Origin of the sequence: Pseudomonas sp. WS 5079 (genome assembly GCF_012985465.1) — a bacterium.
Taxonomy (GTDB): domain Bacteria; phylum Pseudomonadota; class Gammaproteobacteria; order Pseudomonadales; family Pseudomonadaceae; genus Aquipseudomonas.
Genome location: NZ_JAAQWN010000002.1, coordinates 717167 through 731727 on the forward strand (window position 1 = coordinate 717167; position 14561 = coordinate 731727).

Sequence of the window (14561 nt, forward strand, 5' to 3'; positions counted from 1 at the left end):
GGGTCTGCCAACTCATCATTGACTGGTCTACCGCTATCGCAGGCAAGCCCGCTCCTACACTGGTCGCGTTTCAAGTCAGGGTTGGTAGACCCGCTGGAAACCCGCGCGAATCTTCTCTTGCGGCAACTCATCGGCAATAAACACAATCACGCTTTCCCGCGGCTCGCCTTCAGCCCATTCGGTGTCCCAATCGAACCCGTAGAGCTTGAGCACGCCCTGGAACACCATGCGCCGATCTTCACCGGCGATGTTCAGCACGCCCTTGTAGCGCAGCAGTTGTTTGCCGTGCTCTTCCAGCAACTCGTTCATGAACTCGCTGAGGCGGTCGATATCCAGCGGCTGGTCGGTGCGCAGTACCAGGCTGGAAATGCGGTCGATGGACGGCGCCTGGCTGACCGGGCGCAAGGTCATGCCTGCGTTGAGGTTGAAGCCGCGCACATCCAGCAGTTCAGCCAAGTCGATCTTGCCATGTTCCACCACACGGATCGGCGCGCGACGGTTGATTCGGCTCAGGCGCTGGCTGAGGGCCTCGAAGCTGGCATCGTCGACCAGGTCGCGCTTGCTCACCAGCAGGCGGTCGGCAAAGCCGATCTGCGCCTGGGCGATGGTCTGGGTCAGATGGTGCTCGGCGTGGGCCGCGTCCACCAGGGTGATGATGCCGTCGAGAAGATAGCGCTCGCGCAGTTCTTCATCGATAAAAAAGGTCTGGGCCACCGGCGCCGGGTCGGCCAGGCCGGTGCATTCGATCACCAGGCGGTCGAAGGCGATTTCGCCGCTGTCCAGGCGTTCGAGCAGCAGGTACAGGGCCTTGGTCAGGTCGGTGTGGATGGTGCAGCACACGCAACCGTTGGACAGGGTCATGACTTGGACCGGTTCATCACCCAACAGCTGGGTGTCGATGCCGGCGTCACTGAATTCGTTTTCGATCACGGCGATTTTCAAGCCGTGCTCGGCCTTGAGCAGGTGGCGCAGCAAGGTGGTCTTGCCAGCGCCGAGGAAGCCGCTGAGGACGGTGACGGGGATGGGAGAGGACAAAATATTCTCCTTGAGGAAACACAAAACAAATGTGGGAGCGGGCCCGCTCCCACACAGGCCCGCTCCCACAGGGGATCACATAGGCCCAAGCCTATGGGTTCAACAGCACTTGGGCCCGCCCTTGCCGCCGTAACGGGCTTCCTGGCGTTCCCGGAAGAACGCCTTGTAGTCCATCATCGGCTTGTCCGGGTGCTTGGTTTGCATATGCTCGACGTAGGTGTCGTAGTCGGGCATGCCGACCATCAGGCGGGCTGCCTGACCGAGGTATTTACCGAGGCGACCAATGTCATTGAACATGTTTGCAACCCTCTATCACGCGTCCGGCATGGCTTGGAATGGTGCTTCTTTATCCGTACGTTCCTTGGTACCCCAGGCGGCCACGCCGACTTTGATCGCATAGAACAGGATGCTGAAGACCACGAACAGGAACAATACCGTCAGCGTGGCGTTGGTGTAGGCATTCCAGATCACGTGCTGCATCTGGTCGATGCTCTTCGCCGGGGCCAGAATCTGCCCGTTGGCCAACGCATCGCTGTATTTTTTCGCCAACGACAGGAAGCCGATCGCCGGGTTAGCGTCGAACAGCTTGATCAGGCCGGCGGTCACGGTGCAGATCAGCAGCCAGACAGCCGGCAGCATGGTCACCCAAATGTAGCGCTGGCGTTTCATTTTGATCAGCACAACCGTGGCGAGCATCAGCGCGATACCGGCCAGCATCTGGTTGGAGATGCCGAACAGTGGCCACAAGGTATTGATGCCACCCAGCGGGTCGATCACGCCCTGGTACAGCAAGTAGCCCCACATCGCCACGCAGCCGGCGGTGGCGATCAGGTTGGCAGTCCACGACTCGGTACGCTTGAGCGCCGGGACGAAGGAGCCGAGCAGATCCTGGAGCATGAAGCGCCCGGCACGGGTCCCGGCGTCAACGGCGGTCAGGATGAACAGCGCTTCGAACAAGATCGCAAAGTGGTACCAGAACGCCATGGTGTTTTCACCCGGCAGCACGCTGTGCAGGATCTGCGCGATGCCGACCGCCAGGGTCGGCGCACCGCCGGCACGGGCCAGGATGGTGGTTTCACCGATGTCATTGGCCACCGCTTGCAGCGCTTCCGGGGTAATCGCAAAGCCCCAACTGCTGACGGTTTGCGCAACAGTCACCACATCGGTGCCGACAATCGCCGCAGGGCTGTTCATGGCGAAGTACACGCCTGGCTCGATCACCGACGCGGCAACCATGGCCATGATGGCGACGAACGACTCCATCAACATGCCGCCATAACCGATGTAGCGCGAGTGGGCTTCATTGGCCAACAGCTTGGGCGTGGTGCCCGAGGAAATCAGTGCGTGGAAACCCGATACCGCGCCACAGGCGATGGTGATGAACAGGAACGGGAACAGGCCGCCCTTCCAGACCGGACCGGTGCCATCGACAAACTGGGTCAGTGCCGGCATTTTCAGGTCGGGCATGGTGACCAGGATGCCGATTGCCAGGGCAATGATGGTGCCGATTTTCAGGAATGTAGACAGGTAGTCACGCGGGGCCAGGATCAGCCACACCGGCAATACCGCAGCCACGAATCCGTAGCCGACCAGCATCCAGGTGATCTGGATCCCGGTGAAGGTGAAGGCCTTGGCCCATACCGGATCAGCAGCAATCTGCCCGCCCAGCCAGATCGAGCCCAGCAGCAACAGCACGCCAATGATCGAGATCTCGCCGATGCGGCCCGGGCGGATGTAACGCATGTAGACGCCCATGAACATCGCGATCGGGATGGTCGCCATCACCGTGAAGATGCCCCACGGGCTTTCGGCCAGGGCCTTGACTACGATCAGCGACAACACCGCGAGGATGATGATCATGATCAAAAAGCAGCCAAACAGCGCGATGGTCCCGGGAATGCGGCCCATCTCTTCGCGGACCATGTCCCCCAGGGAACGGCCGTTGCGACGGGTGGACAGGAACAGGATCATGAAATCCTGCACGGCCCCCGCCAGCACCACGCCGGCAATCAGCCATAGCGTACCCGGCAGGTAACCCATCTGCGCCGCCAATACCGGGCCGACCAGAGGTCCCGCACCCGCGATGGCCGCGAAGTGGTGACCGAACAGAATGTGTTTGTTGGTCGGCACATAGTCCAGACCGTCGTTGTTGATCACCGCGGGGGTGGCCCGCCGTGGATCGAGTTGCATCACATTATTTGCGATGAACAGGCTGTAGTAACGATAAGCCACCAGATAAATGGCGACTGCCGCGACTACAATCCACAAGGCGTTGATCGCCTCGCCGCGACGCAAAGCCACTACGCCCAGGGCGCACGCTCCTACGATTGCCAGCAACAGCCAGGGTAGATGGCGTAGCAGGCTATTATTATTTTTCATTTTTATATTCCAGCCAGGTTGGACAGAAAGACAGCCAGTCCGAGTTTAGCGCGCTGTGCCCTAAAGACCAGCCCCCTACGTTGGTCTAGAGCCTTGCCGGGGCGAAAAAAAAGCGAAATAAACGCCCAATAATGGCGCAAGGCTACAATCCCTGTATCTACAGAGGGTTTCACCATGAGCGACCAGCCGTCAGATCGCCGCCGTTTTCGGCGGATTGCCTTCGATGCCAAGACCGAACTCATGCAGGACGGCCAGCAATGGCCGGTGCAACTGGTGGATTTATCGCTCAAGGGCTTGCTGGTGCAAAAGCCTGCGCCGTGGCTGGGCAAGGGTGACGAGCCCTTTGATGTGGACATTCACCTGGACGCCGACACGGACGTGCGCATGCAAGTGCGGCTGAGCCATGACGACCAGGGGCAACTGGGGTTTGTCTGCGAGCATATCGATCTGGACTCGATCAGCCATTTGCGCAGGTTGATCGAGCTCAATCTGGGGGATGAGGAGGAGCTGCATCGGGAGCTGGGCGAGCTGCTCAACATCTGACGATGTGCACACATCAATGTGTCTAGCTTGCCTGCTCCCACAGGGGGCTGTGGTGGTGCGGGTTATTCGAACAAGGCATCCAGTGCCTGTTCCAGCCGCGTCACCGCAATAACCTGCAAGCCGGGCGGCGCCTCCTTCGGCGCATTGCCCTTGGGTACGATGGCGCGCTTGAAGCCATGCTTGGCAGCTTCCTTGAGCCGTTCCTGGCCGCTGGGCACCGGGCGCACTTCGCCCGACAGGCCCACTTCGCCAAATACCAGCAGGTCATGGGGCAGCGGTCGATTGCGCAGGCTGGACATCACCGCCGCCATCAATGCCAGGTCCGATGCGGTTTCCAGCACCTTGACGCCGCCCACCACGTTGAGGAACACGTCCTGGTCATGGGTCGGAATCCCGCCATGGCGATGCAACACCGCCAGCAACATCGCCAGGCGGTTCTGATCCAGGCCCAGGGTCACGCGGCGCGGGTTGGCCAGGTGGCTGTCGTCCACCAGGGCCTGGACTTCCACCAGCATCGGCCGGGTGCCTTCCCACGTCGCCATCACCACGCTGCCCGGTACTTCTTCCTGGGCGCGAGTCAGAAAGATCGCCGAAGGGTTGGAGACTTCTTTCAGCCCCCGGTCAGTCATGGCGAACACACCCAGCTCGTTGACCGCGCCGAAACGGTTTTTCACCGCCCGCAACAGGCGCAGGCGTCCATCGGACTCACCCTCGAAATACAGCACCGTATCCACCATATGCTCCAGCACGCGCGGGCCGGCCAACGCGCCTTCCTTGGTGACATGGCCCACCAGGAAAATCGCCGTGCCGCTTTGCTTCGCGTAGCGCACCAGCAACGCCGCGCTTTCCCGCACCTGGGACACCCCACCCGGCGCCGATTGCAGCTGCTCGGTGAAGATTGTCTGGATCGAGTCGATCACCATCACCTTGGGTTTTTCCACGCGGGCGGTGGCGATGATGCTTTCAATGCAGGTTTCGGTCATGACCCGCAGTTGGTCCTGGGGCAAGCCCAGGCGGCGGGCGCGCATGGCCACTTGTTGCTGGGATTCTTCGCCGGTGACGTACAGGGCCGGCATGCGGCTGGCGATGCTGCACAGGGTCTGCAGGAGGATGGTCGATTTGCCGATACCCGGGTCGCCGCCAATCAACACCACCGAGCCGTCCACCAGGCCGCCGCCGAGCACCCGGTCGAGCTCGCCGGACGCGGTGGAGAAACGCGGGATTTCCTCGACGCTGACTTCTGCCAGGGTCTTGATCTGGGCTTGCTGCCCGGTCCAGCCGGAGCGCCCGCTGGGCGCCGCAGCCCCGCCGCTTTCAATCATGGTTTCAGTGAGGGTGTTCCACGCCCCGCATTCGCCACACTGGCCCGCCCATTTGGGAAAGGTCGCGCCGCACTCCGTGCAGCCGTACATGCGCTTGGCCTTTGCCATCTGAGAACCTCCAACCGAAAAACCGCGATGATAGCTCAGCGCGGCGCTGCGGTACGGATTTCACCGTTGGCCAATCGTGTAGCACTGTTGCCCAGCGGGTCTTCGGCATTCAGGTCGGCGCCCTGGGCCTTGAGTGCATCGAGCAGTTCGACGCGCTTGAACAGCCCGGCGTACATCGCCGCCGTCTGTCCGGCGCCGTTGCGTTGGTCGGGGTTGCAGGCGGTACCCAGCAAACGCCGGGCAATGCTCAACTCGCCCTTGAAGATCGCGCCCATCAGCGCTGTATTGCCGCGATTGTCCTGGACACAGGCATCGGCACCGGCCGCCAACAGTTGTTCCACAGCAGGGGCCTGGCCGTGGTAGGCGGCGAGGATCAGTGCGGTGTAGCCCTTGTCATCGACGGTATTGAGGGAATAACCGGATTCGATAAAAGTCTTGAGCATTTCCACGTCGCCACGCCGGGCGGCGTCGAAGTAGTAGTCCTGCAACTGCGCCTTGAGGGCCTGTGGGTCGGCGAATACGCTCAAGGACCAGCAGGCCAGTAGTGCCCCTATAAAGCTACGCATAATCAACATCCTCTGCAGGTCCCTTGTAGGCGCCGGCTTGCCGGCGATGGCCCCCCAAAGATCACCATCGTCTTCAGCGACCTCATCGCCGGCAAGCCAGCGCCTACAGGGAGATGTGCCGTTAGTCCGTCAGCTTTTCAGCCAGCGCCCTGACTCGCGCCAGGTCGCCCTTGGCTACTTTGGCCACGCCCGTGCCGTACTCCGGGTCAGCTTTGTAGAGGAACGACAGGATGATGTGTTTGCTGACGTCATCCGAGGTCGCCAGGGAGCCGCCAAAGTTGTCGATCAAGTCCTGGCGTTCCTTCTTGCTGTAGGACCGATACAAATCGCCCGCCTGCTTGAAGTTCTGCTCACGCTGGATCTTCGCTTGCTGGGTGCTGCCGGCCAGGGGCATCTGGCTGTAACGCGCGCTTTGCGGCTCTTCCCGGGGTACCAGGCGGCTCGGCTGATAGTTCACGCCAGTGCTGGTCTTGCCGACGTTCATCGCGCCATCCTGGTTACCGTTGTTGACGGTGACCCGTGGAGCGTTGATCGGCAGTTGCAGGGCATTGGCGCCCAGGCGATACATCTGCGTATCGGCGTAGGAGAACACCCGACCTTGCAGCATGCGGTCTTCCGACGGCTCGATACCCGGTACCAGGTTCGCCGGGGCCATGGCCACTTGCTCGGTTTCCTGGAACACGTTGCCGGGGTTGCGGTTCAGCACCATTTGCCCGACTTTGCGCTCGGGAACATCGGGCCAGATCTTGGTGGCGTCCAGTGGGTCGAAATCAAACTTGGCCAGCTCTTCAGGCTTGAGCACTTGCACATACAAGTCCCACTTGGGGAAGTCGCCCTTGTTGATATGGGTAACCAGGTCGTTAGTCATATGGCTGTAATCACGGCCCTGGACCTCGACAACTTGTTTGGGGTCCAGGTTCTTGATGCCCTGCAGGCTCTTCCAGTGAAACTTCACGTAGTGCACTTCACCCTTGGCGTTGATCAACTTGTAGGCATGTACGCCATTACCGTCCATCTCCCGATAACTGGCGGGGGTGCCGGAGTCCGAATACAACTCAGTGAGTGTGCGGGTGGACTCGGGAACATGGGAGAAGAAGTCAAAACGCCGGGAGTCATCATCCAGGTTAGTGCGCGGGTCCGGCTTGAAGGCATGGACCATGTCCGGGAACTTGATCGCGTCGCGGATAAAGAAGGTCGGGAAGTTATTGCCGACCAAGTCCCAGTTACCTTCGGCGGTATAGAACTTGGTGGCGAAGCCGCGTGGGTCGCGCAGGGTTTCCGGGGAGTGGTTGCCGTGCACAACAGCAGAGAATCGCACAAACACCGGCGTGGCCTCACCGGCGGCAAACACTTTGGCCTTGGTCAGGTCGCCGAGGTTGTCGGTGACGGTGAAGGTACCGTGGGCGCCGGTGCCACGGGCGTGCACCACACGCTCCGGGATGCGTTCACGGTCAAAGCGCTGCAGCTTCTGGATCAGTTGTACATCTTGCAGCAGGACCGGGCCGTTGGCGCCGGCGGTCTGCGAGTTCTGGTTGTCACCCACGGCCGCGCCATTATCGCGAGTGAGGTTGGCGGCACTGACCGACAACGACAACAAACTGGTACTGGCAATCAATAGCAGATTGCGCGCAGCAATAGACCTGCGGCTAATAAGGTTTTTCATCAAGCAATCCTCTGGCTTTTTTAAATGCACTTTTACGGGTGCTTGCCAGAGGCTAGTGATCCTGGCGCCAGAAGATAAATAGAAAAGCCACACCAACCCGATTAAAAAAATAGTGTGGCAAGACACTGAAATGCCGGGTATTTCGCGCGCGATTGGTGGCACTTTGCAAACTATTTGCGTTTTAATGTGTCGATTGCAACGAACAGTGTTAACAGTTGTGTCGAGCAAGTCACTGCAGACTGACTTACACTGAGTTCCTCTCCTCTCAACTGTAACAAGGAATAACCTATGGGCGTGATCAGTGAGTTCAAGGCCTTCGCGGTCAAAGGTAATGTGGTCGACATGGCGGTCGGTATTATCATCGGCGCCGCCTTCGGCAAAATTGTTTCGTCCTTCGTAGGCGACGTGGTGATGCCGCCCATCGGCCTGCTGATCGGCGGTGTGGACTTCGGTGACCTGGCGGTAACGCTCAAGGCAGCCCAGGGCGATGCACCTGCGGTGGTCCTGGCCTACGGTAAATTCATCCAGAGCGTCATTGACTTTGTGATCGTCGCGTTCGCGATCTTCATGGGTGTCAAGGCCATCAACCGTCTCAAGCGTGAAGAAGCCGTGGCGCCAAGCCTGCCACCGGTCCCCACCAAGGAAGAGGAACTGCTGGGGGAGATCCGCGATCTGCTCAAGGCCCAGAACAACAAGCCCCTGTAGCCGACCCGCAATACCTGTCGGCCACAGAAAAAGGCGCCCCTGACCGGGCGCCTTTTTTCTACCAGTAGTTTTCTACCGCCACCTGCCCGGGCCGACGCGCCAGGCTCAGTTGCATATCACGCTGCTTGAGCAGTTGCCGGGTGTCATCGATCATCTGCGGATTGCCGCAAATCATCACCCGCGAATGCAAAGGCGTCAGCGCTACGCCCGCCGCACGCTCCAGCTCGCCATTTTCGATCAGGGTCGTGATCCGCCCATTCAATGCACCCGGCCGCTGCTCACGGGTCACGATAGGCAGGTAGGTGAGTTTATGGGCGTGTTCGCTCAAGTACTCGCGCTCACCCAATTCCTTGATCAGGGTCTGGTAGGCCAGCTCCCGAGCTTCCCTGGCGCTGTAGACCAGGATGATCCGCTCAAATTTTTCCCAGGCTTCAAAGTCCTGCAGGATCGACAGAAATGGCGCGATCCCCGTGCCGGTGCCCAGCAGCCAAAGGTCACGACCATCGACAAAACGATTCAGGGTCAAGAAACCGGTGGCCTGGCGCTCCACCAGCAACTCGTCGCCCACCCGCAGGCGACTCAGCTCACTGGTGAACTCACCACCGGGCACCACAATAGAGAAAAACTCCAGGAACTCATCAAAGGGCGACGACACCACCGAATAGGCACGCCACACCAGGCTGCCATCGGGTTTGGTCACGCCCAGGCGAACAAACTGCCCGGCGGTGAAACGGAACCCCGGGTCCCGGGTAGTACGCAGGGTAAACAGGCTGGGGGTCAACGACTGCACATCGATCAGGGTCTGGCGTGTGAATTTTTCCGCACTGGCCGTCATGGGGGGCTCCGGTCTACAGGTAACCCCTAGTGTCCCCCAAAGCGACGCCTGGAAACACCGTTGGTTTGTAGTGACATCCTGCGTGCCTCCACTGACCAATACAGAAAAGATGGCCATCTGCCTTCAATTCAAACCATTTGGCTATTAAGTCCTACTCATAACCCCTACATGAAAATTCATAAACTGTGTCGCAACCCTGCCCTAAGCAAATGAATGACAAAGAAATTCACTCACATCATCAGCCCCCCCGCCCGCGCGCCCAGGACCATGGGTATCAATCAGTTCTACTAAAAAACGCAACGCTAAGTGCGAAAATTCCCATCTGGGTTTTACATGCTGTCCTACACTCGATTCGGTAACGCTAAGGGGACCGCGTTGCGAACAATCAGTGTGCGACTCATGGAGATTTACCAATGGTCAACTGGCGAAACACACGTCTACCCAAACTAGAAGGTGAGGATGAGGTGACGACTATGTTCGAGGCTGCTCTGAACATTACCTATGAGCTGGGCTTTGAATATTGCGGTTTTATGATGGGCTCCAATGCGGTTTATCAGCCATTCAAGAACATCCACCTCAATAATTATCCAAGTGAATGGAACACTCTCTACAAAACAGAACATTACTTCGATATGGACCCGCTGGTCAGCCACTGCAAACGCGATGTACTGCCCATCGTCTGGGAAGAAAAAACCTACTCTGCAGTGCCGGACATGTGGGTTCACTTGCAAGCCCAGGGTCTCAATTTTGGCTGGGCGCAGTCGGTGCATGACTTCCGTGGCTTTTTCAGCATGATCAACCTGGGACGACGCCAGGAACCGGTGCAAGCCCAGGAACTGTATGAGAAAGCCGGCCAGGTCTTGTGGATCTGCCATGCCTTGCATACCGTCGCGGCCCAGGCCTATGCCAAGGAGCCGGCCTGCCAGTGCCCCACCAAGCTCACCAGTCGCGAGACCGAAATCCTGCAATGGTCGGCACTGGGCAAGACAGCTGCCGATATCGCGACAATTCTCTGCCTGTCCGAGCGCACTGTCGGTTTTCATATCAGCAGTGCGATGCGCAAGCTGGGGGTGAGCAATAAGATTGCCGCGGTGATCACGGCAGTCAAACACGGCCTTTTTTGAGTACAGCCCGCGCCCCCATGTTGAAAACACCGAATGTAATCCGCCAGAAAAAAACGTAACATTTACGGCCAGTTCTGAGTGATGACGCCGCTCGTCAACGCCCGCGTCGCAGTCCACTCAGAAGGTTCCGCGCCAGGCCCGGAACACCCGTCGATTATCCAGAGTTCCCCCCGCCATGCCCCTGCTCGATAGCCCCTTCGCCCAACTCGACCTGATCCGCCAGCCCGAGCAGCAAAACGAACCGCTGCAAGCCTTCGATGCGGCCGACGAGTATCTGCTTGCCTACCTGGCCGAGCAGCAACCGGCCAGCAGCACCCGCGTACTGGTGCTCAATGACAGTTTTGGGGCATTGGCGGCCAGCCTTGAGGGGCATGTGCATGTCACCAGCAGCGGCGATTCATTCCTCGGCGCCCAGGCCCTGCAAAAAAACCTGATGCGCAATGGCAAGGCCTTCGATGCCCTTTCGTTCGTGCCTGCCAGCCAGGTGCCCAGCGGGCCCTTCGATCGGGTACTGATCCGGGTACCAAAAACCCTGGCGCTGCTCGAAGAACAATTGATCCGCCTGCAGGACCAATTGGCGCCAGGTGCCGAAGTGATCGCGGGGGCCATGGTCAAGCACCTGCCCCGCGCCGCCGGTGAACTGCTGGAGCGTTACATCGGGCCGATGCACGCGTCGCTGGCGGTGAAAAAGGCCAGGTTGCTGATCGCCACCCTGGCTGATCGCCCTCGCGTCGTATCGCCCTACCCCACGCGTTATCGCCTGGACGCGCCGGCCATCGAGCTACTCAACCACGCCAATGTGTTCTGCCGCGAAGGCCTGGATATCGGCACCCGTGCCTTCCTGCCCCATCTGCCGCACAACCTGGGGAATGCCCGCGTGGCTGACCTGGGTTGCGGCAACGGCGTGCTGGCGATTGCCAGCGCCCTGCACAACCCCGAGGCGCAGTACACCTTGGTGGACGAGTCCTATATGGCCGTACAGTCGGCCGCCGAAAACTGGCGCGCGGCCCTGGGTGAGCGGCCCGTGATGATTCGCCCCGGCGACGGCCTGGCGGACCAGGAGCCGCAATCGTTGGACGTGGTGCTATGCAACCCGCCGTTCCACCAGCAGCAGGTGGTGGGGGATTTCCTTGCATGGCGCATGTTCCAGCAGGCCCGCGAAGCGCTGGTAGTCGGCGGCGCGTTGTACATCGTCGGCAACCGCCACCTGGGTTATCACAGCAAGCTGGCGCGGCTGTTCCGTGGTGTGGAGCAGGTGGCGGCGACACCAAAGTTCGTGATTCTCAAGGCCCGCAAATAACACAGGCAAAAAAAACCCTCCATTAAAGGAGGGTCAAGACTGCATGGGATGTCAGTGAGTGCTCAGGCCCGCGGCGTTCATGAACATGCGCATCAGGCTGGCCACCACGAACAGGGCCAGGACGCTGCCGGTCCAGATCATTGCCAACCAGCCCAGGCGTTGCCACAGCGGCTTTTTCTCGGCCTGTTCGATATCGTCCAGTGAAGGTTTACCGGTCATGGTCCAAGCCTCCTAGTGATAGCCATCTTCATGGGTCACCTTGCCGCGGAACACGTAGTAGCTCCAGAAGGTGTAGCCCAGGATGAACGGGATGATGAACAGCGTACCCACCAGCATGAAGCCCTGGCTTTGCGGCGGCGCGGCGGCATCCCAGATCGACACCGACGGCGGGATGATGTTCGGCCACAGGCTGATGCCCAGGCCGCTGTAGCCGAGGAAGATCAACACCAGCGTCAGCAGGAACGGCGCGTAATGGGCATTGCGGGCCACGGCACGCACCAGCGCATACATGGTCACCAGCACCAGGATCGGCACCGGCAGGAACCAGAACAGGTTCGGCAGGGTGAACCAGCGCGAGGCGATGTCCGGGTGGGCCAGGGGCGTCCAGATGCTGACGATGCCAATCACCGCCAACACGACGAACGCCAGGGGTCGCGCCAGGTTGTGCATCTGCTCTTGCAGCTTGCCTTCGGTCTTCATGATCAGCCAGGTGCAGCCCAGCAGGGCATAGGCCACGATCAAGGCCACGCCGCAAAACAGGGCAAACGGCGAGAACCAGTCCAATGAGCCGCCGGCGAACTGGCGGTCAACCACCGGAATGCCTTCAATGAATGCCCCCAGCGCCACGCCCTGGAAGAAGGTCGCCGCCAGCGAGCCGCCGATAAACGCCTTGTCCCACAAGTGGCGCTTGTCATCCTTGGCCTTGAAGCGGAACTCAAAGGCCACGCCACGGAAGATCAGGCCGATCAGCATCAGGATCAGCGGCAGGTACAGCGCCGAGAGCACCACCGAGTAGGCCAATGGGAAGGCGCCAAACAATGCCGCGCCCCCCAGCACCAGCCAGGTTTCGTTGCCGTCCCACACCGGGGCGACGGTATTCATCATCACGTCACGGTCAGTCTTGCCCGGGATAAACGGGAAGAGAATGCCGATCCCCAGGTCAAAGCCATCCATGACCACGTACATCATGATGCCGAAGATGATGATCACGGCCCAGATCAGCGGAAGATCAATACCCATGACTCAATTCCCCTTGTTCAGAGTGTCGCCGTGATCGGCGTCGCCGCTGTCATCGGCTGCCGACAATGGACGCGCCGGGGTACGTTGCTGCCCGGGGCCGCCGTGGGCCGGTTCGGTGCTGTCGTGGGTGACCGGGCCTTTGCGCACCAGGCGCATCATGTAGCCAAGGCCTGCGCCGAACAGGGCGAAGTACACCACCACAAACAGCGCCAGGGTGATGCTCATCTGCACCACGCTGTGGTTGGAAGAGGCGTCCGCCGTGCGCATCAAGCCGTAGACCACCCAGGGCTGGCGCCCGATTTCGGTGGTGAACCAGCCGGCCAGGATCGCAATCAACCCCGACGGGCCCATCCATAGCGCCAGGTACAGGAACGGTTTGTTGGTGTACAGCCTGTCGCCCTTGCGCAGCCAGAGGCTGAACAGGCCGGTGAAGATCATCAGCATGCCCAGGCCGACCATGACCCGGAACGACCAGAACACGATGGTCGAGTTGGCACGATCCTCAGGTGGGAACTCCTTGAGGGCCGGCACTTGCTTGTCCAGGGAGTGGGTGAGGATCAGGCTGCCCAGGTAGGGGATTTCCACCTTGTACTTGGTGCGCTCTTCCTTCATGTCCGGCCAGCCGAACAGGATCAGCGGGGTCGGCTCATTGCCGATGTTTTCCCAGTGGCCTTCAATCGCCGCAATTTTCGCCGGCTGGTGCTTGAGGGTGTTGAGGCCATGGAAGTCACCGATCACCGCCTGGATCGGCGCGACGATCAGGGCCATCCACATCGCCATCGACAGCATGGTGCGGATCGCCGGGTTGTCCTTGCCCCGCAGCAGATGCCAGGCCGCCGACGATCCGACAAAAAACGCGGTGGCGACAAACGCCGCCGTGGCCATGTGCGCCAGGCGATAGGGGAACGAAGGGTTGAAGATCACGGCCAGCCAATCGGTGGGGATCACCCGGCCGTCGATGATTTCAAAGCCTTGTGGCGTCTGCATCCAGCTGTTGGAGGCGAGGATCCAGAAGGTCGAGATCAGCGTACCGACGGCCACCATCACCGTGGCAAAGAAGTGCAGCTTGCGCCCGACCTTGTTCCAGCCAAACAGCATCACCCCAAGGAAGCCCGCTTCGAGGAAGAACGCGGTGAGCACTTCATAGGTCAGCAACGGCCCCGTGACAGAGCCGGCGAAGTCCGAGAAGCGGCTCCAGTTGGTACCGAACTGATAGGCCATGACCAGGCCCGAGACCACCCCCATGCCGAAGTTGACGGCAAAGATCTTCGACCAGAAATGGTAGAGGTCACGGTAGGTATCGTTGTGGGTCTTGAGCCACAGGCCCTCCAGTACCGCGAGGTAACTGGCCAGGCCAATGGTGATGGCCGGGAACAGGATATGGAACGAGATGGTGAATGCGAATTGAATTCGGGCGAGATCTAGCGCCTCCAAACCGAACATAAGTCTTCCTCTGTCAGGTAATACCGGCTACAGGCAGGGAGGCCTGCACCCACTGCTCCCACGGATATGGAGTGTGGCGAATTGCAATTCGTTCTTTTTTTACCAACCACGTAGGGATTCTGGCTTCTTGACCCCCACACCAACGCTGCAATCGGCATTGATCTGGATCAAGCATCGTTGAAAGAGTAGTCCCATTTTCCAGGTTGGACTGTGTGGTCTTTTGCCGCGTGACAGGTTGACTCAGCCAAATAGATGCCTTGCTAAGGATATTTGCCTGGTAGCAACTATTTGTTACAGCT

At 59.9% G+C, this 14561-nt stretch carries 14 protein-coding genes; 4 read left to right on the forward strand and 10 right to left on the reverse strand.

Annotated elements, in window-relative coordinates:
• Nucleotides 1-75: 75 nt before the first annotated feature.
• The 3 genes from yjiA to HBO05_RS07825 all read right to left on the reverse strand — a co-directional run bounded on the left by yjiA (nt 76) and on the right by HBO05_RS07825 (nt 3414).
• Nucleotides 76-1035 (reverse strand): GTPase, encoded by a 960-nt coding sequence (gene yjiA, locus HBO05_RS07815; RefSeq protein WP_169951080.1) that lies wholly within the window; start codon nt 1033-1035, stop codon nt 76-78.
• A 99-nt stretch (nt 1036-1134) separates the two neighbouring features.
• A complete protein-coding gene (locus HBO05_RS07820) occupies nt 1135-1332 on the reverse strand; it encodes a YbdD/YjiX family protein (protein WP_029292120.1) in 198 nt (65 codons plus the stop codon).
• Nucleotides 1333-1347: 15 nt separating this feature from the next.
• Complete coding sequence (locus tag HBO05_RS07825; RefSeq protein WP_169951082.1) at nt 1348-3414, reverse strand: carbon starvation CstA family protein; 2067 nt, start codon at nt 3412-3414, stop codon at nt 1348-1350.
• A gap of 174 nt (nt 3415-3588) precedes the next feature.
• Between HBO05_RS07825 and HBO05_RS07830 the strand changes: the two genes are divergently transcribed.
• Nucleotides 3589-3957, forward strand: coding sequence for a PilZ domain-containing protein (locus HBO05_RS07830; protein ID WP_170056696.1), 369 nt, complete (start codon nt 3589-3591; stop codon nt 3955-3957).
• 62 nt (nt 3958-4019) lie between these two features.
• On the opposite strand, the gene radA is transcribed toward HBO05_RS07830, so the two are convergent.
• From radA to HBO05_RS07845, 3 genes are all read right to left on the reverse strand, one after another.
• Nucleotides 4020-5387 carry a DNA repair protein RadA gene (gene radA / locus HBO05_RS07835; RefSeq protein WP_057441136.1) on the reverse strand — a complete coding sequence of 456 codons (1368 nt, stop codon included), beginning with the start codon at nt 5385-5387 and terminating at the stop codon, nt 4020-4022.
• Nucleotides 5388-5422: 35 nt separating this feature from the next.
• Nucleotides 5423-5953 (reverse strand): ankyrin repeat domain-containing protein, encoded by a 531-nt coding sequence (locus HBO05_RS07840; protein ID WP_169951089.1) that lies wholly within the window; start codon nt 5951-5953, stop codon nt 5423-5425.
• A gap of 121 nt (nt 5954-6074) precedes the next feature.
• The gene (locus HBO05_RS07845; RefSeq protein ID WP_172312267.1) at nt 6075-7616 is read right to left on the reverse strand and encodes a catalase; all 1542 of its coding nucleotides are present in this window, start codon (nt 7614-7616) and stop codon (nt 6075-6077) included.
• Nucleotides 7617-7904: 288 nt separating this feature from the next.
• Between HBO05_RS07845 and mscL the strand changes: the two genes are divergently transcribed.
• Nucleotides 7905-8321, forward strand: a complete 417-nt coding sequence (gene mscL, locus HBO05_RS07850; RefSeq protein ID WP_169951095.1) for a large-conductance mechanosensitive channel protein MscL — start codon at nt 7905-7907, stop codon at nt 8319-8321.
• 58 nt (nt 8322-8379) lie between these two features.
• Here the strand turns inward: mscL and HBO05_RS07855 are convergent, their stop codons facing one another.
• Nucleotides 8380-9156, reverse strand: a complete 777-nt coding sequence (locus HBO05_RS07855; protein ID WP_169951097.1) for a ferredoxin--NADP reductase — start codon at nt 9154-9156, stop codon at nt 8380-8382.
• Between the two features lie 413 nt (nt 9157-9569).
• Between HBO05_RS07855 and HBO05_RS07860 the strand changes: the two genes are divergently transcribed.
• Complete coding sequence (locus HBO05_RS07860) at nt 9570-10280, forward strand: LuxR family transcriptional regulator (RefSeq protein WP_169951099.1); 711 nt, start codon at nt 9570-9572, stop codon at nt 10278-10280.
• A 175-nt stretch (nt 10281-10455) separates the two neighbouring features.
• Nucleotides 10456-11580, forward strand: a complete 1125-nt coding sequence (locus HBO05_RS07865) for a methyltransferase (RefSeq protein ID WP_170041697.1) — start codon at nt 10456-10458, stop codon at nt 11578-11580.
• Between the two features lie 51 nt (nt 11581-11631).
• Here HBO05_RS07865 and HBO05_RS07870 read toward each other — a convergent pair whose 3' ends face one another.
• Genes HBO05_RS07870 through HBO05_RS07880 form a run of 3 tightly spaced genes read right to left on the reverse strand, consistent with a single transcriptional unit; the run spans nt 11632 to nt 14262 of the window.
• Nucleotides 11632-11799: a DUF2474 domain-containing protein gene (locus HBO05_RS07870; RefSeq protein WP_169951104.1), complete on the reverse strand. Its 168-nt coding sequence runs from the start codon at nt 11797-11799 to the stop codon at nt 11632-11634.
• Between the two features lie 12 nt (nt 11800-11811).
• Entirely contained in the window at nt 11812-12819 is a 1008-nt protein-coding gene (cydB, locus tag HBO05_RS07875) for a cytochrome d ubiquinol oxidase subunit II (protein WP_029292140.1), read from the reverse strand.
• Nucleotides 12820-12822: 3 nt separating this feature from the next.
• A complete protein-coding gene (locus HBO05_RS07880; protein ID WP_169951106.1) occupies nt 12823-14262 on the reverse strand; it encodes a cytochrome ubiquinol oxidase subunit I in 1440 nt (479 codons plus the stop codon).
• Nucleotides 14263-14561 lie beyond the last annotated feature (299 nt).